This window comes from Agrobacterium sp. B1(2019), from assembly GCF_008274755.1.
GTDB lineage: Bacteria > Pseudomonadota > Alphaproteobacteria > Rhizobiales > Rhizobiaceae > Agrobacterium > Agrobacterium salinitolerans.
The window spans coordinates 1,446,019-1,466,542 of the sequence record NZ_VTPB01000001.1 but is presented as its reverse complement, the minus strand read 5'-3'; the positions used below and the strand labels follow the sequence as shown (position 1 = coordinate 1,466,542).

General features: G+C 58.8%; 20 protein-coding genes and 3 tRNA genes. 21 read left to right on the top strand and 2 right to left on the bottom strand.

The features are described 5' to 3' along the window. Positions 1–75: 75 nt before the first annotated feature. Both AGR1_RS29520 and AGR1_RS07275 read right to left on the bottom strand, forming a co-directional pair. Positions 76–213, bottom strand: a complete 138-nt coding sequence (locus tag AGR1_RS29520; RefSeq protein WP_165691159.1) for a hypothetical protein — start codon at positions 211–213, stop codon at positions 76–78. A 310-nt stretch (positions 214–523) separates the two neighbouring features. Then, positions 524–599, bottom strand: a tRNA-Val gene (locus AGR1_RS07275). Between the two features lie 447 nt (positions 600–1,046). Between AGR1_RS07275 and AGR1_RS07270 the strand changes: the two genes are divergently transcribed. The 21 genes from AGR1_RS07270 (at position 1,047) to AGR1_RS07170 (ending at position 20,506) form a co-directional block, all read left to right on the top strand. After that, a tRNA-Asp gene (locus AGR1_RS07270) sits at positions 1,047–1,123 on the top strand. A gap of 41 nt (positions 1,124–1,164) precedes the next feature. Continuing rightward, positions 1,165–1,241 (top strand) — tRNA-Asp (locus tag AGR1_RS07265). Positions 1,242–1,675: 434 nt separating this feature from the next. Next, on the top strand, positions 1,676–2,041 hold the full coding sequence (locus AGR1_RS07260) for an NADH-quinone oxidoreductase subunit A (RefSeq protein WP_003496469.1): 366 nt from the start codon (positions 1,676–1,678) through the stop codon (positions 2,039–2,041). After that, on the top strand, positions 2,032–2,616 hold the full coding sequence (locus AGR1_RS07255; RefSeq protein ID WP_003512655.1) for an NADH-quinone oxidoreductase subunit B: 585 nt from the start codon (positions 2,032–2,034) through the stop codon (positions 2,614–2,616). Before AGR1_RS07260 ends, AGR1_RS07255 begins: the two co-directional genes overlap by 10 nt. A gap of 21 nt (positions 2,617–2,637) precedes the next feature. Next, positions 2,638–3,240 (top strand): NADH-quinone oxidoreductase subunit C, encoded by a 603-nt coding sequence (locus AGR1_RS07250; RefSeq protein ID WP_149146583.1) that lies wholly within the window; start codon positions 2,638–2,640, stop codon positions 3,238–3,240. Continuing rightward, positions 3,237–3,665: a GFA family protein gene (locus AGR1_RS07245; RefSeq protein ID WP_149146582.1), complete on the top strand. Its 429-nt coding sequence runs from the start codon at positions 3,237–3,239 to the stop codon at positions 3,663–3,665. The genes AGR1_RS07250 and AGR1_RS07245 overlap by 4 nt, the downstream gene beginning before the upstream one ends. 1 nt (position 3,666) lies before the next feature. Then, positions 3,667–4,857, top strand: coding sequence for an NADH-quinone oxidoreductase subunit D (locus AGR1_RS07240; protein ID WP_020012326.1), 1,191 nt, complete (start codon positions 3,667–3,669; stop codon positions 4,855–4,857). Further along, positions 4,857–5,117: a hypothetical protein gene (locus AGR1_RS07235; RefSeq protein WP_149146581.1), complete on the top strand. Its 261-nt coding sequence runs from the start codon at positions 4,857–4,859 to the stop codon at positions 5,115–5,117. Before AGR1_RS07240 ends, AGR1_RS07235 begins: the two co-directional genes overlap by 1 nt. 16 nt (positions 5,118–5,133) lie before the next feature. Further along, positions 5,134–6,231, top strand: a complete 1,098-nt coding sequence (locus AGR1_RS07230) for an NADH-quinone oxidoreductase subunit E (RefSeq protein WP_149146580.1) — start codon at positions 5,134–5,136, stop codon at positions 6,229–6,231. Between the two features lie 10 nt (positions 6,232–6,241). After that, entirely contained in the window at positions 6,242–7,546 is a 1,305-nt protein-coding gene (gene nuoF / locus AGR1_RS07225; RefSeq protein ID WP_077982450.1) for an NADH-quinone oxidoreductase subunit NuoF, read from the top strand. Between the two features lie 148 nt (positions 7,547–7,694). After that, the gene (nuoG, locus tag AGR1_RS07220; protein ID WP_149146579.1) at positions 7,695–9,776 is read left to right on the top strand and encodes an NADH-quinone oxidoreductase subunit NuoG; all 2,082 of its coding nucleotides are present in this window, start codon (positions 7,695–7,697) and stop codon (positions 9,774–9,776) included. 13 nt (positions 9,777–9,789) lie between these two features. Continuing rightward, complete coding sequence (nuoH, locus tag AGR1_RS07215; RefSeq protein WP_080790884.1) at positions 9,790–10,836, top strand: NADH-quinone oxidoreductase subunit NuoH; 1,047 nt, start codon at positions 9,790–9,792, stop codon at positions 10,834–10,836. Between the two features lie 36 nt (positions 10,837–10,872). After that, positions 10,873–11,364 carry an NADH-quinone oxidoreductase subunit NuoI gene (nuoI, locus tag AGR1_RS07210; RefSeq protein WP_077982447.1) on the top strand — a complete coding sequence of 164 codons (492 nt, stop codon included), beginning with the start codon at positions 10,873–10,875 and terminating at the stop codon, positions 11,362–11,364. A 136-nt stretch (positions 11,365–11,500) separates the two neighbouring features. Then, the gene (locus AGR1_RS07205; RefSeq protein WP_149146578.1) at positions 11,501–12,115 is read left to right on the top strand and encodes an NADH-quinone oxidoreductase subunit J; all 615 of its coding nucleotides are present in this window, start codon (positions 11,501–11,503) and stop codon (positions 12,113–12,115) included. A gap of 28 nt (positions 12,116–12,143) precedes the next feature. After that, entirely contained in the window at positions 12,144–12,452 is a 309-nt protein-coding gene (nuoK, locus tag AGR1_RS07200; protein ID WP_003521516.1) for an NADH-quinone oxidoreductase subunit NuoK, read from the top strand. Positions 12,453–12,459: 7 nt separating this feature from the next. Then, positions 12,460–14,457 (top strand): NADH-quinone oxidoreductase subunit L, encoded by a 1,998-nt coding sequence (gene nuoL, locus AGR1_RS07195; RefSeq protein ID WP_065115441.1) that lies wholly within the window; start codon positions 12,460–12,462, stop codon positions 14,455–14,457. Further along, positions 14,457–15,968 (top strand): NADH-quinone oxidoreductase subunit M, encoded by a 1,512-nt coding sequence (locus tag AGR1_RS07190; RefSeq protein ID WP_149146577.1) that lies wholly within the window; start codon positions 14,457–14,459, stop codon positions 15,966–15,968. Before nuoL ends, AGR1_RS07190 begins: the two co-directional genes overlap by 1 nt. A gap of 18 nt (positions 15,969–15,986) precedes the next feature. Further along, positions 15,987–17,429: an NADH-quinone oxidoreductase subunit NuoN gene (nuoN, locus tag AGR1_RS07185; RefSeq protein ID WP_149146576.1), complete on the top strand. Its 1,443-nt coding sequence runs from the start codon at positions 15,987–15,989 to the stop codon at positions 17,427–17,429. Positions 17,430–17,455: 26 nt separating this feature from the next. Then, entirely contained in the window at positions 17,456–18,196 is a 741-nt protein-coding gene (locus tag AGR1_RS07180; protein WP_187772071.1) for a biotin--[acetyl-CoA-carboxylase] ligase, read from the top strand. A 204-nt stretch (positions 18,197–18,400) separates the two neighbouring features. Continuing rightward, positions 18,401–20,068, top strand: a complete 1,668-nt coding sequence (locus tag AGR1_RS07175) for a ribonuclease J (RefSeq protein ID WP_149146574.1) — start codon at positions 18,401–18,403, stop codon at positions 20,066–20,068. A gap of 132 nt (positions 20,069–20,200) precedes the next feature. Continuing rightward, positions 20,201–20,506 (top strand): DUF1467 family protein, encoded by a 306-nt coding sequence (locus AGR1_RS07170; protein ID WP_162927371.1) that lies wholly within the window; start codon positions 20,201–20,203, stop codon positions 20,504–20,506. The last annotated feature ends 18 nt before the right edge of the window (positions 20,507–20,524 follow it).

The window sequence follows — 20,524 nt, the reverse complement described above, 5'->3', positions numbered from 1 at the left end:
AAATCGGCATTGTTCTTTCAGTATCGGATCTTGGAGGATGTCGTCAGTGAAATGTAGCGGACCGATCCCGATGGATCAGCGCCCCATGGACTTTGGACTTTTGGGAGTATCTTGTTTTTCCGAATCCTGCTGGACCCAGCGAAAAAAAATATAAACAGGCAGCGCAATAAGCGCGAGTGTTACAAACGCGTCGATCGACATGGCTTCATCCATCAGTTCAACCGTTCATCATGAAACGGTGCGCAAACAATGCCTGAAATCTCTTTAGAAAGTCTGAATCTTCCTTATTTTCCGGTATGTTGCGAGGTGATACAGGAGGGGCGGACAGCTGTCGGAATATGGAACAGCAGTTCCGATTTGGCATGGCGCAACTGAAGAGAAGCGATTCTACCTGTTGGCAATCATGACGACGCTTCACGGATCGCATTGAGGGCAGGGGGCAATAATTCCCCGCACCAGAATCGCTCGCAAAAACCGAGGTGTGCGCTGATTCACGGATTGTTATTTAAATCTTCTGGGAAAATGGTGGGCGATGAGAGACTCGAACTCCCGACATCCTCGGTGTAAACGAGGCGCTCTACCAACTGAGCTAATCGCCCTTCGCGTCTTGCGGATCATGTCCGCCGCGTCGGTGGCCGTGATGTATTCGGATCGGAAAAAAACCGCAAGGGCTTTTGTGAAGTTTTTTTGTTTTTTTTCGGGGAAGCTTTTCCCTCCTCCGAAGGGGAGGGGCTAAAAGCCGGGAACTGCGGGCTTTTTGGCAAAACCAGCAGCCGATGACGCCGTGATGACCCCGGAGAAATACCGTTGGGGGCGCCGCTGGCTGTGGACAAGTTTTTTGTTTTCGTTGGGAAAAGCCCGTAAAACAAGGTATTTGCCGGAGTGCCGATCAAACGCCCAAGGGTTTTTATCGATCAAAATGAAGAAGCTTATTCTTTTGTCGTGAAACCTGCTTGACACCCCCGCACGAACGCCGTAGTTAGCCGCTCAACGAACAGCCGAGGCTGGTTCGTACGGCGGAACCAAGGTTCTGTCGGTCAGGATAAGCGGGTGTAGCTCAGTTGGTTAGAGTGCCGGCCTGTCACGCCGGAGGTCGCGGGTTCGAGCCCCGTCACTCGCGCCATCCTGTTCCTCGGAAAATACGCAGGCGAATGTCTGTGGAGCGCGGGTGTAGCTCAGTCGGTTAGAGTGCCGGCCTGTCACGCCGGAGGTCGCGGGTTCGAGCCCCGTCACTCGCGCCATTTCTTCTTCATGAAATGTCTCCTTAAAGAAAATAAAGCGCTCGTCGCGCATCTCTGTTTTTGACCATTCCAGCGTCTGATTCCGGGCTCTCCCGTCGTGATTTTTCCTGCATTTTTGTATCAAGTTTCGATCTCCCGATATCGTCACTTCGCCGTCTTCCGGACGTAAAATTCGTGTGACTTTTTTGCGGTTGCGTCGTTCAATCGATTATTATTGTATTTGAGGGGCTTAGGCCGGAATTGTGGCCCAAATTTGCGTCAATTCCGGCAATATTGTTGCCAATCAATGCGGCAGGTGTCTTGAAATGGAGGCTAAACTCTTGCAGAGAGGGCGCGGCTGCGCTAACCACTTTGGCGTTGCAACATATTTGTCCGTTCTTTGAGACTTGGGTCGCAAAGGCAGGCCCGGCGCCCGGCCGGGCAAGGAAGAGACCATGACTGAACTCCTCAGTTCCTACATTCCGATCGCAATCTTCATCGGTATCGCTCTCGTCATCGGCCTGGCGCTTCTCATCGCGCCTTTCGCTGTCGCCTATAAGGCGCCGGACCCGGAAAAGCTTTCTGCTTTCGAGTGCGGTTTTAACGCCTTCGACGACGCCCGCATGAAGTTCGATATCCGCTTTTATCTGGTTTCGATTCTGTTCATCATCTTTGACCTGGAAGTCGCCTTCCTGTTTCCTTGGGCGGTGTCTTTCGGTGAGATGGGCTGGTTCGGTTTCTGGTCGATGATGGTGTTCCTTCTCGTTCTCACCATCGGCTTTATCTATGAGTGGAAGAAGGGAGCGCTGGAATGGGCATGAGCCAGAACAACAGCACGCTCGTTGCGCCGCAGCCGAAGGGGATCATCGATCCCGCAACCGGCAAGCCGGTTGGCAGCAACGACGCCTACTTCACGGAAATCAACGACGAGCTGGCCGACAAGGGCTTCCTCGTTACCTCGACCGACGAGCTGATCACCTGGGCCCGTACCGGCTCGCTGATGTGGATGCAGTTCGGTCTTGCCTGCTGCGCTGTCGAAGGCCTGATGCAGGCGTCCGGTCCGCGTTACGACATGGAGCGCTTCGGCGTCGCCCCGCGCGCTTCGCCGCGCCAGTCGGACGTGATGATCGTCGCCGGCACGCTGACCAACAAGATGGCACCTGCGCTGCGCAAGGTCTATGATCAGATGCCTGAGCCGCGTTACGTCATTTCCATGGGTTCCTGCGCCAATGGCGGTGGTTATTACCACTATTCCTACGCCGTGGTGCGCGGCTGCGACCGCGTCGTGCCGGTGGATATCTACGTTCCGGGCTGTCCGCCCACGGCGGAGGCGCTGCTTTACGGTGTGCTTCTGCTACAGAAGAAGATCCGGCGTACCGGTACGATCGAGCGCTAAGGGCAAAGGACGGATTTAAGAATGAGCGAAGCTCTCAACGATCTTGCTGCTTACGTTAAGGAAGCGCGCGGTTCCCTCGTGGTGTCTGCCGATATCGCCTATGGCGAACTGACGCTGAACACGACAACTGAAAGCGTGATCGCGCTTTTGACCTTCCTGCGTGACGACGTGCAGTGCGGTTTCGTCAACATCATCGATATCTGCGGCGTTGACTGGCCGCAGCGCGAAAAGCGTTTCGATGTCGTCTACCATCTTCTGTCACCGCGCCAGAATCTGCGCGTGCGCGTCAAGCTGCAGGTGGCGGAAGACGAAGGCGTTCCTTCATCGACCTCCGTCTACATGGGGGCGGAATGGTTCGAGCGCGAAGCCTGGGATATGTACGGCATTCCTTTCGAAGGCCATAAGGACCTGCGTCGCATCCTCACCGACTACGGCTTCGAAGGCCATCCACTGCGCAAGGATTTTCCGGTTACCGGCTTTGTGGAAGTGCGTTACGATGACGTTCTGAAACGGGTTCTTTATGAACCGGTCGAACTGAAGCAGGAATTCCGCAATTTCGATTTCCTTTCCCCTTGGGAAGGAACGGAATATGTTCTCCCGGGTGACGAAAAGGCCAAGCAATGAGCGAAGCCCCCGCGACAGAGCATGGACAATGTCTTTGCGGCGCCGTCGGCTTCACAGCCACGCTCGGTGCCCGCGAATTCGGCGTCTGCCATTGCTCCATGTGCCGCCGCTGGTCCGGCGGTGCGTTCATGGCTGTCGAATGCAAAGGCGTGTCTTTCGAGAGTGATGAACATCTTGGCGTCTTTTCCTCCTCGGAATGGGGCGAACGTTGCTTCTGCACGAATTGCGGCAGCACGCTGATGTGGCGTTCGAAGGACGGCAAGCATTTTGCCGTTTCGCTGCAGGCTTTCGACAATCCTTCCAGTTTTACGTTCGCGCAGCAGATTTTCACGGATGAGAAGCCCTCGAGCTATTCCTTCGCTGAGACCACGCAGAACATGACCGGCCCCGAATTCATCGCCATGATCACCTCGGCGGAGCACTAGTATGACTGAGCATAACGTCCGCAATTTCACGATCAACTTCGGTCCGGAACATCCGTCCGCGCACGGCGTGCTGCGTCTGGTTCTGGAACTGGACGGCGAAATCGTTGAGCGCGTCGATCCGCATATCGGTCTGCTGCATCGCGGCACTGAAAAGCTGATCGAGACCAAGACCTATCTGCAGGCCGTTCCCTATTTCGACCGTCTCGACTACGTCGCGCCGATGAACCAGGAACACGCTTTCGCGCTCGCCGTCGAAAAGCTGCTCGGTCTCGAAATTCCGATGCGCGGCCAGCTGATCCGCGTTCTTTATTCGGAAATTGGCCGCATCCTGTCGCATATCATGAACGTCACTACGCAGGCCATGGACGTCGGCGCGATGACGCCGCCGGTCTGGGGTTTCGAAGAGCGCGAAAAGCTGATGGTGTTTTATGAGCGCGCCTGTGGCGCCCGCATGCACTCGGCCTATGTGCGTCCGGGCGGCGTGCATCAGGATCTGCCGCCGGAACTGGTTGACGATATCGGCAAATGGTGCGATCCGTTCCTGACCGTTCTCGACAATATCGAAGGTCTTCTGACCGACAACCGCATCTACAAGCAGCGTAACGTCGATATCGGCGTCGTCTCGCTGGAAGACGCCTTCGCCTGGGGCTTCACCGGCGTGATGGTGCGCGGCTCGGGCGCTGCCTGGGATTTGCGTCGTTCGCAGCCCTATGAGTGCTATTCCGATCTGGAATTCGACATTCCCGTCGGCAAGAACGGCGATTGCTATGACCGTTACCTGATCCGCATGCAGGAAATGCGCGAATCGGTAAAGATCATGAAGCAATGCGTCGATCTTCTCTCCGGCAAGCATCGCATCGGCCCGGTCTCCTCGCTGGATGGCAAGGTGGTCCCGCCCAAGCGCGGCGAGATGAAGCGTTCGATGGAAGCGCTCATCCACCACTTCAAGCTCTATACCGAAGGTTACCACGTTCCGGCTGGGGAAGTTTACGCCGCCGTTGAAGCGCCCAAGGGTGAGTTCGGCGTTTACGTGGTCGCAGACGGTTCAAACAAGCCCTATCGCTGCAAAATCCGCGCTCCGGGCTACGCCCATCTTCAGGCGATGGATTTCCTGTGCAAGGGCCATCAGCTTGCTGACGTTACAGCCGTGCTCGGCTCCCTCGACATCGTGTTCGGGGAGGTCGACCGCTGATGCGTCTGCCGCTGGCCATTCTGGCTTCTCTTGCTGCGATGTCGACCTCCGTTCTCGCCCAGACGGCGACGGACGAGGGGAGCGTATCGTACTCAAGCGGTGGCGGCTCGACCATCAAGCAGCTTCTGTCGTCGGGATACGAGATCAAGGCCTCGGTTCCCAATGGCAGCAAGTTCATCGTGTTCATGCAGAAAGACAAGGCGGCTTACGCCTGCGAATTCGTCACGGTGGCGAGATCGCGTTGTGAGACGTTAAACTGAAAAGGCGTGAGGAAGTATGTCCGTTCGTCGACTAGCCGAAGATCAGTTCCAGCCCGTGGCGTTTGCCTTCAATGCGGAAAACACCGCATGGGCTGAAAAGACGATCAAGAAATATCCCGAGGGACGCCAGCAATCGGCGGTCATCCCGCTTCTCATGCGTGCGCAGGAGCAGGACGGCTGGGTTACCCGCGCCGCCATCGAGAAAATCGCCGACATGCTGGATATGGCCTATATCCGCGTCATGGAGGTGGCGACCTTCTATACGCAGTTCCAGCTGAAGCCGGTTGGCACGCGCGCCCACGTTCAGGTCTGCGGCACCACGCCCTGCATGCTGCGCGGCTCTGAAGCGCTGATGGATGTCTGCCGCAAGAAGATCCACCACGATCCGCTGCACACCAATGAGAGCGGGACGCTTTCCTGGGAAGAAGTGGAATGTCAGGGCGCCTGCGTCAACGCGCCGATGGTCATCATCTTCAAGGACGCCTATGAGGACCTGACGCCCGAGCGTCTGGAAGAGATCATCGACACATTCGAGGCCGGCAAGGGCGACACCGTCAAGACCGGCCCGCAGATCGACCGTCACCAGTCGGTCCCGGTCGGCGGTCTGACGACGCTGACGCAAGAGATCAAGCCGGATCGCTCCAATCTCGACAAGCCGGCCGAAGCGCCTGCGGACGCCGCGTCGGTTCCGCCGTCCAACGCCGCCAAGCCGAAAACGGACGCCCCGGAAACCGATCCGAAGCTGAAGACGCCTGCGACCGCACCGAAGGCTGCCGAAGCGAATGCGAAGACCGCCGAAAAGGAAGCTTCGGGATCCGCGAAGCCGTCGCTCGATTCCAAGGATCGTCCGGCCGGTATCGAAAAGCCCGCAACGCCCGATGACCTGAAGCTCATTTCCGGCGTCGGTCCGAAAATCGAAGGCACGCTGCACGATCTCGGCATCTTCACATTTGCGCAGATCGCCGGCTGGAAACAGGCCGAATGCGACTGGGTCGATGGATATCTGAATTTCAAGGGCCGTATTGGCCGTGATGACTGGGTCAAGCAGGCCGAGGCGCTCGCCAAGGGTGGCGAAGCCGAGTACATCAGGGTCTTCGGCAAGAAGCCGCGGTAAGAGGTGAAGCATGTTAAAAGATCAGGATCGCATCTTTACCAATCTCTACGGCCTCAAGGACAAGTCCCTGAAGGGTGTGCTTGCGCGCGGCCATTGGGACGGCACCAAGCAGATCATCGAAAAGGGCCGTGACTGGATCATCAACGAGATGAAGGCTTCCGGCCTTCGCGGTCGCGGCGGTGCTGGCTTCCCGACCGGTCTCAAATGGTCCTTCATGCCGAAGGAGAATGACGGCCGTCCGCATTACCTTGTCGTCAATGCCGACGAATCCGAGCCCGGCACCTGCAAGGACCGCGAAATCCTGCGCAACGATCCGCATACGCTGATCGAAGGCTGCGTAATCGCCGGTTTCGCCATGGGCGCGCACACCGCTTACATCTATGTTCGCGGCGAATATATGCGCGAACGTGAGGCGCTGCAGGCAGCCATTGACGAGTGCTACGATGCCGGCCTGCTTGGCAAGAACAACAAGAACGGCTGGGATTTCGACATCTACGTCCATCACGGCGCAGGCGCCTATATCTGCGGTGAAGAGACGGCGCTGCTCGAAAGCCTTGAAGGCAAGAAGGGCCAGCCGCGTCTTAAGCCGCCGTTCCCGGCCAATATGGGTCTCTATGGCTGCCCGACGACGGTCAACAACGTCGAATCGATCGCCGTTGCCCCGACCATCCTGCGCCGTGGCGCTGCATGGTTTTCGTCCATCGGCCGTCCGAACAATGTCGGCACCAAGCTGTTCATGGTCTCCGGCCATGTCGAGCGTCCGTGCACCTTCGAAGATGCGCTGGGCCTGTCCTTCCGCGAGCTGATCGAGCACCATTGCGGTGGCATTCGCGGCGGCTGGGACAATCTGCTCGGCGTCATCCCGGGCGGCGCATCCTGCCCCATCGTTCGCGGTGAGGACATGAAGGACGCCATCATGGACTTTGACGGCATGCGCGAAGTGAAGTCTTCCTTCGGCACCGGCGGCATGATCGTCATGGACAAGTCCACCGACGTCATCAAGGCGATTGCCCGCATCGCGGCCTTCTTCAAGCATGAAAGCTGCGGCCAGTGCACGCCGTGCCGCGAAGGCACGGGCTGGATGTGGCGCGTGCTGGAACGCATGGTCAAGGGCAACGCGCAGAAGCGTGAAATCGACATGCTGTTTGAAGTGACAAAGCAGATCGAAGGCCACACCATCTGTGCGCTCGGTGATGCCGCCGCATGGCCGGTACAGGCGCTGATCCGCAATTTCCGTCCGGAAATCGAAAAGCGCATCGACCAATATACCTACAGGGCCATGGATGATGGCGCTGTTCTGGAAGCCGCTGAATAAGCGTTGAGGCTTCGAGCGGAGCCGGAAATTTCCGGCCCCGCAACACCATGAAACGTCTGGCGAACCTTCGGATGCCGGGCGTGATTAAGGATTTGTTGCGGACCGTGTGAGACATGGGACGAACAGGCAACAGGACGTAAGTAGAACCATGGCAAAGCTCAAGGTTGACGGTAAAGAGATCGAGGTTCCGGATCATTTCACGCTGTTGCAGGCGTGCGAGGAGGCTGGCGCCGAAGTTCCGCGCTTTTGTTTTCATGAGCGCTTGTCGGTCGCGGGTAACTGCCGCATGTGTCTCATCGAGGTGAAGGGCGGACCGCCCAAACCGGCCGCTTCCTGCGCCATGGGCGTGCGCGACGTTCGCGGCGGCCCGAACGGCGAATTGCCTGAGGTTTTCACCAACACGCCGATGGTCAAGAAGGCCCGCGAAGGCGTGATGGAATTCCTGCTCATCAACCACCCGCTGGATTGCCCGATCTGCGACCAGGGCGGTGAATGCGACCTGCAGGACCAGGCCATGGCCTTCGGTATCGCCGGTTCGCGTTATGCGGAAAACAAGCGCGCGGTTGAAGACAAATATATCGGACCGCTCGTCAAGACGGTCATGAACCGTTGCATTCACTGCACGCGCTGCGTTCGTTTCACCACGGAAGTGGCCGGCATTGCCGAACTGGGCCTCATCGGCCGCGGCGAAGATGCTGAGATCACCACCTATCTCGAGCAGGCGATGACATCAGAGCTTCAGGGCAACGTTGTTGACCTGTGCCCCGTCGGCGCGCTCACCTCCAAGCCTTTCGCCTTCACCGCCCGTCCGTGGGAACTGAACAAGACTGAAACCATCGACGTGATGGACGCTCTCGGTTCGGCCATCCGCGTCGATACCCGTGGCCGTGAAGTCATGCGCGTCATGCCGCGTGTCAACGAAGCCATCAACGAAGAGTGGATTTCCGACAAGAGTCGCTTCATCTGGGACGGCCTGAAGACGCAGCGTCTCGACCGGCCTTACGTCCGCAAGGACGGCCGTCTGCAGGCCGCGACCTGGGGCGAAGCCTTCGGTGCGATCAAGCAGGCTGTCGCCGCAACCTCTGGCTCCAAGATCGGTGCGATTGCCGGCGATCTGTCTTCCGTCGAAGAAATGTTCGCGCTGAAGTCGCTTCTCGCGTCGCTCGGTTCGGCCAATGTCGATTGCCGCCAGGATGGCGCAGCGCTTGACCCGTCGCTCGGCCGCGCCAGCTACATCTTCAATTCCACCATTGAAGGCATCGAGCAGGCCGACGCACTGCTGATCGTTGGTTCCAACCCGCGTTACGAAGCGGCCGTGCTGAACGCCCGCATCCGCAAGCGTTGGCGTCGCGGCGGCTTCCCGATCGGCGTGATCGGCGAAGCTGGCGAGCTGCGTTACAATTACGAATATCTCGGTCCGGGTGCTGAAACGCTCTCCGATCTGGCCAACGGTTCGCACAGCTTCGTTGAAAAACTGAAGTCCGCCAAAAACCCGCTGATCATCATCGGTCAGGGCGCTTTGGCCCGTGCTGATGGCGCTGCTGTTCTTGCCGCTGCTGCCAAGCTCGCCACCTCGGTCGGCGCTGTCACCGAAGAGTGGAATGGCTTCTCGGTTCTGCACACTGCCGCTGCCCGTGTTGGTGGTCTCGATATCGGCTTCGTGCCGGGAGAGGGCGGTGTAGCCGCTGCTGACATGGTCGCCTCCATGGATGTTCTCTTCCTGCTGGGCGCCGATGAACTCGACCTGTCGAACAAGGGCGCAAAGTTTACCGTCTATATCGGCAGCCATGGCGATCAGGGCGCGATGAACGCCGACGTCATTCTTCCGGGTGCGGCCTATACGGAAAAATCCGGTATCTGGGTCAATACCGAAGGCCGCGTGCAGGTTGGCAACCGCGCCGGTTTCGCACCGGGCGAAGCCCGTGAAGACTGGGCTATCCTGCGTGCGCTGTCCGACGTTCTCGGCAAGAAGTTGCCGTTCGATTCGCTGTCTGCCCTGCGCGGCCAGCTCTACGTCGCCCATCCGCATCTGGCGGAAACCGACGAGATCGTCGCCGGCAAGGCCACGGATATCGAAGCGCTGGCCGGCAAGACCGGCTCGCTCGTGAAGTCGGCGTTTGCTTCGCCGGTAAAAGACTTTTATTTGACGAACCCGATTGCGCGTGCATCCGCCGTCATGGCCGAGTGCTCCGCATTGGCCCGCAACAATTTCCAGGCTGCGGCAGAGTAAGGGTAGGGGATTTATGGAACAGTTTTTCTGGAGCTACGTCTGGCCCGCGCTGATCATGGTCGGCCAGTCCCTGCTGCTTCTCGTTTGCCTTCTGGTATCCATCGCGTTCCTGCTGCTAGCCGACCGCAAGGTCTGGGCGGCCGTGCAGCTGCGCCGTGGTCCGAACGTCGTTGGTCCCTTCGGTCTCTTCCAGTCTTTCGCCGATCTGTTGAAGTTCATCCTGAAGGAACCGGTCATTCCGGCAGGCGCCAATAAGGCCGTTTTCCTTCTGGCGCCGCTGGTTGCGGTGACGCTGGCGCTTTCCACCTACGCGGTCATTCCCTTCGCCGATGGCTGGGTCGTTGCCAATATCAATGTCGGCATTCTCTACATTTTCGCGATTTCCTCGCTCGAAGTATACGGCATCATCATGGGCGGCTGGGCTTCGAACTCGAAGTACCCGTTCCTCGGCGCGCTGCGTTCCGCTGCGCAGATGGTGTCCTACGAAGTGTCGATCGGTCTCGTCATCGTCACCGTTCTGCTCTGCGTCGGCTCGCTTAACCTGACGGACATCGTGCTTGCCCAGAAGACCGGCCTCGGCACCATGCTCGGTCTGCCGGCCTCGTTCCTCGACTGGCACTGGCTGTCGCTGTTCCCGATGTTCATCGTGTTCTTCATTTCGGGCCTTGCCGAAACCAACCGTCCGCCCTTCGACCTTCCGGAAGCGGAGTCGGAACTGGTTGCCGGTCACATGGTCGAATACGGCTCCACGCCTTACATGATGTTCATGCTCGGCGAATATGCTGCGATCGTCCTGATCTGCTGCCTGACGACGATCCTGTTCATGGGCGGCTGGCTGCCGATCGTGGATGTATGGTTCCTGAACTGGGTTCCAGGCATCGTCTGGTTCGCGCTGAAGGGCTGCATGGTCTTCTTCATGATCGCTCTCACCAAGGCATTCGTTCCGCGTTACCGTTACGACCAGCTCATGCGTCTTGGCTGGAAGGTGTTCCTGCCGCTGTCGCTCGCGATGGTCGTTATTGTTGCATTCGTATTGAAGCTGACGGGGTGGGCCGGTTGATGTCTGAACTCCTCGCTCAAAGATCTGGAGACTGAGATGGCAAGCCTCTCCCAAGCCGTCAACTCGCTGTTCCTCAAGGAATTCGTCGGCGCGATCCTGCTCACGATGCGCCACTTCTTCAAGCAGAAGGCGACGATCAATTATCCTTTCGAAAAGGGTCCGGTCTCGCCGCGCTTCCGTGGTGAACATGCGCTGCGCCGTTATCCGAACGGTGAAGAACGCTGCATCGCCTGCAAGCTGTGTGAAGCGATCTGTCCCGCTCAGGCGATCACCATCGAAGCCGGTCCGCGCCGCAATGACGGCACCCGCCGCACGGTGCGTTACGATATCGACATGGTGAAGTGCATCTATTGCGGTTTCTGCCAGGAAGCCTGCCCGGTCGATGCCATCGTCGAAGGCCCGAACTTCGAATTCGCGACGGAAACCCGCGAGGAGCTTTATTTCGACAAGCAGAAGCTTCTCGACAATGGCGACCGCTGGGAGCGTGAAATCGCGCGCAACCTCGCACTGGATGCGCCTTACCGTTAAGGTGCAACCGTCTTTCCGGGGGCGACCCCGGAGAGCGATGAAAAGTAAAATGCCTGCGCGGTTTTCGCCGGCGGGGACGAAACGGGTGAGGGGCCTTCGAGCCATCTTTGCCCGATGAGGACAAGAAGGCACCAACATGGGTCTGCACGCTGTATTCTTTTATATATTCGCTTTCGTCGCGGTGGCGTCTGCGTTCATGGTCATCGCATCGAAGAACCCTGTTCATTCGGTGCTGTTTCTGATTTTGACCTTCTTCAACGCGGCCGCGCTGTTCCTGCTGACGGGCGCCGAATTCCTCGGCATGATCCTGCTGGTGGTTTATGTCGGCGCCGTGGCGGTGCTGTTCCTCTTCGTCGTGATGATGCTGGACGTGGATTTTGCCGAGCTGCGCTCCGGGGTGCTGCAATATGCGCCTGTCGGCGCGCTGATCGGCGTCATCCTGGCGGCGGAACTGATCGTTGTGGTCGGCGGCAGCATGCTGAACCCGATCGCGGCAAAGTCCATCACCATGCCCATCCCGCCTGTGACCGAACGCACCAATACGGCCGCACTCGGCGACGTGCTCTATACCAATTACGTCTACTTCTTCCAGCTCGCCGGTCTTGTGCTGCTGGTGGCCATGATCGGCGCCATCGTGCTGACCCTGCGTCATCGCACCGACATCAAGCGGCAGGACATTGCCACGCAGGTCGGCCGTGACCCCAAGACCGCGGTTACCACGGTCAAGGTCAAGCCGGGCCAGGGCATCTGAGGCGCGAACGGATCCAAGGAAACAGAACATGGAAATCGGTCTTTCCCACTACCTGACGGTCAGCGCGATCCTCTTCACGATCGGCGTCTTCGGCATCTTCCTCAACCGGAAGAACGTCATCGTCATCCTCATGTCGATCGAACTCATCCTGCTTGCGGTCAACATCAACATGGTGGCCTTCTCGGCCTTCCTGAACGATATCGTCGGCCAGGTCTTCGCTTTGTTCATTCTGACCGTCGCAGCTGCCGAAGCGGCCATCGGTCTTGCAATACTCGTTGTCTTCTACCGCAACCGCGGATCGATCGCCGTCGAAGACGTCAATATGATGAAGGGCTGATAAGGCTATGATCTACAAGGCTATCGTCTTTCTTCCACTGATCGGCTTCCTGATCGCCGGCCTGTTCGGCCGCTCCATCGGCGCCAAGGCTTCGGAATATGTCACCACCGGTCTGATGATCGTGGTCGCCATCCTGTCCTGGATCGTCTTCTTCACCGTCGCGCTCGCCCATGGCGAGCCGGGCGAGGTGATCAAGGTTACTGTCTTGCGCTGGATCCAGTCCGGCGGCATTGATGTCGAATGGGCTTTCCGCATCGATACGCTGACGGCCGTCATGTTCGTCGTCGTCAACACCGTCTCGACGCTGGTGCACCTTTATTCGATCGGATACATGCACCACGATCCGCATCGTCCGCGTTTCTTTGCCTATCTGTCGCTCTTCACCTTCGCCATGCTGATGCTGGTGACCTCCGACAACCTGCTGCAGATGTTCTTTGGCTGGGAAGGCGTGGGTCTGGCGTCCTACCTGCTGATCGGCTTCTGGTTCAAGAAGCCGTCCGCTTCTGCTGCTGCGATGAAGGCATTCATCGTCAACCGCGTCGGTGACTTCGGCTTCATCCTCGGCATTGGCGGCGTGTTCGTGCTGTTCGGCTCGATCAATTTCGAAACCATCTTCGCTGCCGCTGCGACCTATCTGCCGGCTGAAGGCGCGGCCTCCTCGGAAACCGTCATCAACCTGTTCGGTATGCATCTGGACAAGGCCAATGCGATGACCGGCGTCTGCCTTCTGCTCTTCATGGGCGCCATGGGTAAATCGGCGCAGTTCCTGCTTCATACCTGGCTGCCGGACGCCATGGAAGGCCCGACACCTGTGTCGGCTCTCATTCACGCAGCAACCATGGTCACCGCCGGCGTCTTCCTCGTCGCCCGCATGTCGCCGCTGTTTGAACTGTCGCATGATGCGCTCACCGTCGTGACGCTGATCGGCGCCATCACCGCCTTCTTCGCGGCAACCGTCGGTCTCGTGCAGAACGACATCAAGCGCGTGATTGCCTATTCGACCTGCTCGCAGCTCGGTTACATGTTCGTGGCGCTTGGCGTCGGTGCTTACGGCGCCGCCGTATTCCACCTCTTCACGCACGCCTTCTTCAAGGCTCTTCTGTTCTTGTGCGCCGGCTCGGTCATCCATGCCGTCGATGGCGAGCAGGACATGCGTTACATGGGCGGCCTGCGCAAGCATATCCCCATCACCTTCTGGACCATGACCGTTGGCACGCTGGCGCTGACCGGCGTTGGTATTCCGGGCACGATGATCGGTTTTGCCGGCTTCTTCTCGAAGGACGTCATCATCGAATCCGCTTATGCCTCGCATTCGGTTCTGTCCGGTTTCGCCTTCACGCTGCTGGTCATTGCGGCGCTGTTCACCAGCTTCTATTCCTGGCGTCTGGCCTTCATGACCTTCTTCGGCAAGCCGCGTGCTTCGGCCGACGTGATGCACCATGTGCATGAATCGCCGATGGTCATGCTGATCCCGCTCTTCATCCTCACCGTTGGCGCGATCTTCGCCGGTGTGGCCTTCGAAGGTTATTTCTTCGGCCACGAATATGCCGAGTTCTGGAAGGGCGCTCTGTTCACGCTCCCGGAAAATGAGATCCTCGAAGAGTTCCACCACGTTCCGCTGTGGGTGAAGTGGAGCCCGTTCTTCGCCATGGCTCTTGGTTTCGTGACCGCCTGGTACATGTACATCAAGTCGCCGGAGACGCCGAAGCGTCTGGCCGAGACCCATCGCGGCCTCTACCAGTTCCTTCTCAACAAGTGGTACTTCGACGAACTCTATGACTTCCTCTTCGTTCGTTCCGCAAAGGCGCTCGGCCGCTTCCTGTGGAAGAAGGGCGACGTCGCCGTCATCGACCATTATGGACCGAACGGCATTGCAGCGCGTGTGGTTGACGTGACCAACCGCATGGTCCGCCTGCAATCCGGTTACCTCTATCATTATGCCTTTGCGATGCTGATCGGCATCGCGGCGCTTGTCACCTGGATGATGCTCGGGAGTGCCCTCTGATGACCGATTGGCCCATTCTTTCAACGGTCACCTTTCTGCCGCTCGTCGGCGTGGTGCTCCTGCTTCTGACGAATGAGAACGGCCCCTATGGTCGCCGCAACATTCTCAATGTCTCGCTGCTGACGACAGTCTTCACCTTCATCGTGTCGCTGTTCATCTGGATCGGTTTCGACAATTCGAACCCCGGTTTCCAGATGGTCGAGAAGCATCAGTGGTTCGGCAACATCGCCGCCTACCATCTTGGCGTCGACGGCATCTCCATGCTCTTCGTCATCCTCACCACCTTCCTCATGCCTTTCTGCGTGCTGGCAAGCTGGGATTCGATCGAGAAACGCATCAAGGAATACATGATCGCCTTCCTGCTGCTGGAAGTCGTCATGATCGGCGTTTTCGTGGCGCTGGATACGGTTCTCTTCTACGTCTTCTTCGAAGCGACTCTGATCCCGATGTTCATCATCATCGGTGTGTGGGGCGGCAAGGATCGCGTTTACGCCTCCTACAAGTTCTTCCTCTACACGCTGCTCGGCTCGGTTCTGACCATGCTCGCCATCATGGCAATGTACTGGCAGGCCGGCACGACCGATATGACGGAACTGCTGAAATACGGCTTCCCGGCGGGAATGCAGACCTGGCTGTGGCTTGCCTGTTTTGCCGCCTTCTCGGTTAAGATGCCGATGTGGCCGGTGCATACCTGGCTGCCGGATGCCCACGTTCAGGCCCCGACCGCAGGCTCGGTCATCCTGGCTGGCGTCATGCTGAAGCTCGGCGGTTACGGTTTCATCCGCTTCTCGCTGTCGATGTTCCCCTTGGCGTCGGATTATTTCGCACCCTTCGTCTTCACGCTCTCGGTTCTCGCCATCATCTACACCTCGCTGGTGGCGATGATGCAGGACGACATCAAGAAGCTGATTGCCTATTCCTCCGTCGCCCACATGGGTTACGTGACCATGGGCATCTTCGCAGCCAACGTTCAGGGCGTGCAGGGCGCAATCTTCCAGATGCTGTCGCACGGTATCGTCTCAGGCGCGCTCTTCCTATGCGTCGGCGTCGTCTATGACCGGCTGCACACCCGCGAGATTTCCGCCTATGGCGGTCTCGTCAACAACATGCCGAAATATGCCGTCGCCTTCATGATCTTCACCATGGCCAATGTCGGCCTGCCCGGCACGTCCGGCTTTGTCGGTGAATTCCTGACGCTGATCGGTGTCTTCCGCGCCAACACGCTGGTCGCCCTGTTCGCCGCCACCGGCGTCATCCTCTCGGCCGCCTATGCGCTGTGGCTTTACCGCCGCGTGATTTTCGGCGCGCTGGAGAAGGAAAGCCTGAAGAGCCTGCTCGATCTGTCGACCCGCGAAAAGGTCATCCTTTATCCGCTGGTCGTGCTGACGATCTTCTTCGGTGTCTATCCGGCGCCGGTGTTCGATGCGACAGCCGCGTCGGTCGATCTTCTGGTAAACAACTATTCGGCTGCACTGCAGGCGGCGCAAAATGTTGCGCTCTCTATGAATTGACGACAGGACCCGTTGGACATGACCGCTGAAATCCTTTTTGCCAGTCTGCACATTGCGACGCCCGAGCTGATCCTTGCGGTCGGCGCGCTGGCGCTGCTCATGATTGGCGTCTTCTCGGGCGACAAGTCGACAACGACGGTCACCGGCCTTGCCGTTGCCCTCCTGCTCGTCGTCGGTCTCTGGATCATCTTTGCCCCCGCATCGGGCGTGGCTTTCGGCGGTGTCTACATCGCCGATGCCTTCGGTAACTTCATGAAGGTGCTGGCGCTGATCGGCTCCATCACCGCCATGATCCTGGCCGTCGGCCAGGGCCGCTTCGAGCCCATCGGCCGTTTCGAATATCCGGTGCTGCTGGTGCTCGCGACGCTCGGCATCCTGCTGATGATCTCGGCCAATAATCTGATCTCGCTCTACATGGCGCTGGAACTGCAGTCGCTCGCGCTCTACGTCGTCTGCGCCATCAACCGCGAGAGCCTGCGCTCAACGGAAGCGGGCCTGAAATATTTCGTTCTCGGCGCACTCTCCTCCGGCATGCTGCTTTATGGCATGTCGCTGGTCTACGGTTTTACCGGCAATACCGGCTTCACCGAAATCGCTCAGGTTCTGGCATCGGAAACCCGTTCGCTCGGCCTCGTCTTCGGTCTGGTCTTCGTGCTGGCCGGTCTGGCGTTCAAGATTTCCGCCGTTCCGTTCCATATGTGGACGCCGGATGTTTATGAAGGCGCTCCGACCCCGGTCACGGCCTTCCTCTCGGCAGCACCGAAGATCGGCGCCATGGCGATCCTCGTTCGCATCGTCATCGAAGCGTTCCAGCCGGTCTTTGCCGACTGGCAGCAGATCGTCGTCTTCATCTCGATCGCCTCCATGCTGCTTGGCTCTTTCGCTGCGATTGGTCAGAAGAACATCAAGCGCCTGATGGCCTATTCCTCCATCGGCCACATGGGTTATGCGCTGGTTGGTCTTGCTGCGGGCACCGAAGCCGGTATCTCGGGCGTTATTCTCTACATGACCATCTACATGGTCATGACGCTCGGCACCTTTGCCTGCATTCTCTCCATGCGCCGCAAGGAAATCGGCAATGTCGAGACTGTCGAGGATCTGGCCGGTCTTTCGTCTTCGAACCCCTTTATGGCGGTTGTGCTGACGATCCTGATGTTCTCGCTTGCCGGCATCCCGCCGCTCGCCGGCTTCTTCGGCAAGTATTACGTCTTCCTCGCCGCCATCGAAGCGAAGCTTTATCCGCTCGCGATTATCGGTGTGATCGGCTCGGTTGTCGGCGCTTATTATTACATCCGCGTCGTCAAGGTGATGTGGTTCGATGAGGCCAAGGACAAGTTCGAGCGTCCCGCCGGCGAACTTAAGGTCGTTTATGCGCTTTCCGGTCTCTTTGTTGTCGCCTTCATCGTCTTCGGCGGTGCGCTCGGCAACGCGGTCACTGTTGCGGCGAAGACCTTCTTTTGAGCAACACACATAAGCATACGGGCCGGATGTCCATTGATGACTTCCGGCACGAGGCGATGGCGGAAACGCCATCGACCAATCTGGAATGTTTCGCCCGGGCACGGGCGGGTGATGGCGGCAATCTGTGGATTACCGCCATCCGCCAGACCGGCGGCCGCGGCCGTCGCGGCCGTCCATGGGTCTCCGAGCCCGGCAATCTCTACGCCTCCCTTCTTCTGATCGATCCTGCGCCGATGGAGCGCATCGGTTCCCTGCCGCTTGCTTTTGCGCTGGCCGTCTATCGCGCCATTCGCGCGGTTCTGCCCACCGGTGGCGCGGCGCTGGAAATCAAATGGCCGAACGATGTGCTGATCGGCCGCTGCAAGACCTGCGGCATTCTGATGGAGGCGGAGTTGCTGCCAGATGGGCGGCGCGTGATCGTTATCGGCATTGGCATCAATATCGCCCATAAACCGGACAATCCGCTTTACCCCGTCACCATGCTGTCGGAACATGGCGCATCCTGCTCGCCCGACGAGTTGTTTGCGCATCTCTTCCGTGAAACGGCGGAGGTTCTGCGTGAATGGGACGAGGGCAGGGGCGTGTCCGGCATCATGGCTGGCTGGCGGGCGGCGGCCTGCGGTATTGGCGAACACATCACCGTCAATTTCCCGGACCGCTCGATTGGCGGGCGTTTTGTCGGAATTGATGATAATGGTTATCTGCTGCTGGATGAGGACGAGGGCGCAAGGCGCTCGATTGCCGCCGGCGACGTGTTTTTCGGATGAGGTGGACGGTGCGGGCAAGAAACCCGCGCCGAACTGGATCCAAAAGGTTGGAGCTTTCCTGCGGCTCATGAAAAGCAGGGCGACAAACCGGTTCCGCATCGGCCCGGTCGATCAGATGGTTCAACAGGTCCGATGCTTTAAGATCGCGACGGGCGCGGCCAATTGCCGTTGCCTGCGTGCTTTCGTGAATGGATAAGAAAAATAATGGCTAAACAGGACGAACTGGTCTTTGTGCCGCTTGGCGGCGTGGGTGAAATCGGCATGAATCTGGCGCTTTACGGCTACGGGCCGGAAAGCAAGCGCCAATGGATCATGGTGGATTGCGGCGTGACCTTCGCCGGCCCGGACCTGCCGGGCGTCGATCTGGTGCTGCCGGACATCAGCTATATCGCCGAGCAGAAGAAGAACTTGAAGGGCATCATCATCACCCACGCCCATGAAGACCATTATGGCGCGCTGAACGATCTGTGGCCCGGCCTCAACGTGCCGGTCTATGCCTCGCCATTCACGGCCGGCATGCTGGAAGCCAAGCGCGCCTATGAGGGCACGCGCGCCGAAATTCCGGTGACGATCTTCAAGGCTGGCGACCGTATTAACGTCGGCCCGTTCGAAATCGAGGCGGTCGGCGTCAATCACTCCATACCGGAGCCGATGTCGCTGGTCATCCGCACACCGCTCGGCAATGTCATCCACACCGGTGACTGGAAGATCGACGAGGCGCCGTCGCTTGGGCCTTTGACGGATGAAGCCCGCTTCCGCGCCATCGGTGACGAGGGCGTGCTGGCGCTGATGTGCGACAGCACCAACTCGGTCCGCGATGGCGTGTCGCCCTCCGAACACGAGGTTTCGGAAGGCCTGCGGCAGATCATCGAAAAAGCCGAAGGGCGCGTGGCCGTCACCACCTTCTCCTCCAATGTCGGGCGCATCCGCTCGATTGCGCAGGCGGCGGAAGCTGCCGGCCGCGAGGTGCTGCTGCTCGGCTCCTCGCTGAAGCGTGTCGTCAACGTTTCACAGGATCTCGGCATCATGGAAGGCATCAAGCCGTTCCTGGCCGAAGATGAATTCGGCTATATTCCGCGTGATCGTGTAGTGCTGATCCTGACCGGTTCGCAGGGCGAACCACGCGCAGCTCTCGCCAAGCTTTCCCGCGACGAGATGCGCAATGTGGCGCTCGCGTCGGGAGATACTGTCGTATTTTCCTCACGCGCCATTCCTGGCAACGAAAAGGCGATCATCGAGATCAAGAACGGCCTGATCGAACAGGGTGTTCATATCGTCACCGATAATGAGGCGCTGGTGCATGTCTCCGGCCATCCGCGTCGCAATGAACTCCTGAAGATGTATGAATGGACGAAGCCGCAGATCGTCGTGCCCGTCCATGGCGAGGCGGCACATCTGGTGGCGCAGAAGGAACTGGCCGAGCAGGCCGGTATTTCCCAGGTGCCAAAAGTGCGCAACGGCAATGTTCTGCGCCTTGCGCCCGGCCCGGCCGAAGTGATCGACGACGTGCCGCATGGCCGTGTCTTCAAGGACGGCAATCTCGTCGGCGATATGGACGAAATGGGCATCAGCAATCGGCGTAAGCTCTCCTTCGCCGGCCATGTCTCTGTCAATGTCGTGCTGGACAGCCGTTATGATTTCCTCGGCGATCCCGATGTGGTGCCTTTCGGCCTGCCGGAATTCGATGATGAGGATGAGGCGATGGAGGACACGCTTTATGATGCGGTGCTCGGCGCCGTCGAAAGCATTCCGCGCGCCCGCCGCAAGGATCTGGATCTGTTGCGTGAAGCGGTGCGTCGCGCCGTGCGGGCCGCCGCCAACCAGAGCTGGGGTAAGAAGCCGATCGTGACGGTTTTTGTGACCAAGGTCTGAGCCGGTAGCGTCCCGGTAATCGGCCTGGGCGTCTGCCTCTTCTCCGTCGATTTCAGGACCGCGCCGCAAAGCGCGGCCCTCCTTTTTTCTTTTCGGCCTTCTTGCTGAGAAGTGATTCCGATCTGCGGATGAATGCGTTACAAGAAACCCATTGTGCAGGAGGATCACATGCCGCTTCTTTCGGTCTTCGCCGTTTATTTCATCGTCTGGTGGACGGTGCTCTTCATCGTGCTGCCGATTGGCCTGCGCACTCAGGATGAGGAGGGCGATGTGGCGCTGGGCACGGTCGCCAGTGCGCCATCAAGGTTCAGAGGTGGGCGGATCGTTTTGTGGACCACCCTGATCTCGGCCCTGATCTGTGGGCTCTGGTACGGTGGAACCTGGTGGTTCGGCGTCAGCCTTGATGATCTTCCGAGAATTATTCCTGTTTTCGATTGAAAAGTTGCACAGATAATC

Excerpts from the sequence above, each read along its gene's own strand:
- nuoF (WP_077982450.1), top strand. The coding sequence starts at position 6,242 with ATGTTAAAAGATCAGGATCGCATCTTTACCAATCTCTACGGCCTCAAG.
- AGR1_RS07255 (WP_003512655.1), top strand. The coding sequence starts at position 2,032 with ATGGGCATGAGCCAGAACAACAGCACGCTCGTTGCGCCGCAGCCGAAG.
- AGR1_RS07250 (WP_149146583.1), top strand. The coding sequence starts at position 2,638 with ATGAGCGAAGCTCTCAACGATCTTGCTGCTTACGTTAAGGAAGCGCGC.
- nuoI (WP_077982447.1), top strand. The coding sequence starts at position 10,873 with ATGGCAAGCCTCTCCCAAGCCGTCAACTCGCTGTTCCTCAAGGAATTC.
- AGR1_RS07235 (WP_149146581.1), top strand. The coding sequence starts at position 4,857 with ATGCGTCTGCCGCTGGCCATTCTGGCTTCTCTTGCTGCGATGTCGACC.
- AGR1_RS07240 (WP_020012326.1), top strand. The coding sequence starts at position 3,667 with ATGACTGAGCATAACGTCCGCAATTTCACGATCAACTTCGGTCCGGAA.
- nuoH (WP_080790884.1), top strand. The coding sequence starts at position 9,790 with ATGGAACAGTTTTTCTGGAGCTACGTCTGGCCCGCGCTGATCATGGTC.
- AGR1_RS07260 (WP_003496469.1), top strand. The coding sequence starts at position 1,676 with ATGACTGAACTCCTCAGTTCCTACATTCCGATCGCAATCTTCATCGGT.
- nuoG (WP_149146579.1), top strand. The coding sequence starts at position 7,695 with ATGGCAAAGCTCAAGGTTGACGGTAAAGAGATCGAGGTTCCGGATCAT.
- nuoK (WP_003521516.1), top strand. The coding sequence starts at position 12,144 with ATGGAAATCGGTCTTTCCCACTACCTGACGGTCAGCGCGATCCTCTTC.
- AGR1_RS07175 (WP_149146574.1), top strand. The coding sequence starts at position 18,401 with ATGGCTAAACAGGACGAACTGGTCTTTGTGCCGCTTGGCGGCGTGGGT.
- AGR1_RS29520 (WP_165691159.1), bottom strand. The coding sequence starts at position 213 with ATGGATGAAGCCATGTCGATCGACGCGTTTGTAACACTCGCGCTTATT.
- nuoN (WP_149146576.1), top strand. The coding sequence starts at position 15,987 with ATGACCGCTGAAATCCTTTTTGCCAGTCTGCACATTGCGACGCCCGAG.
- nuoL (WP_065115441.1), top strand. The coding sequence starts at position 12,460 with ATGATCTACAAGGCTATCGTCTTTCTTCCACTGATCGGCTTCCTGATC.
- AGR1_RS07170 (WP_162927371.1), top strand. The coding sequence starts at position 20,201 with ATGCGTTACAAGAAACCCATTGTGCAGGAGGATCACATGCCGCTTCTT.
- AGR1_RS07190 (WP_149146577.1), top strand. The coding sequence starts at position 14,457 with ATGACCGATTGGCCCATTCTTTCAACGGTCACCTTTCTGCCGCTCGTC.
- AGR1_RS07180 (WP_187772071.1), top strand. The coding sequence starts at position 17,456 with ATGTCCATTGATGACTTCCGGCACGAGGCGATGGCGGAAACGCCATCG.
- AGR1_RS07230 (WP_149146580.1), top strand. The coding sequence starts at position 5,134 with ATGTCCGTTCGTCGACTAGCCGAAGATCAGTTCCAGCCCGTGGCGTTT.
- AGR1_RS07205 (WP_149146578.1), top strand. The coding sequence starts at position 11,501 with ATGGGTCTGCACGCTGTATTCTTTTATATATTCGCTTTCGTCGCGGTG.
- AGR1_RS07245 (WP_149146582.1), top strand. The coding sequence starts at position 3,237 with ATGAGCGAAGCCCCCGCGACAGAGCATGGACAATGTCTTTGCGGCGCC.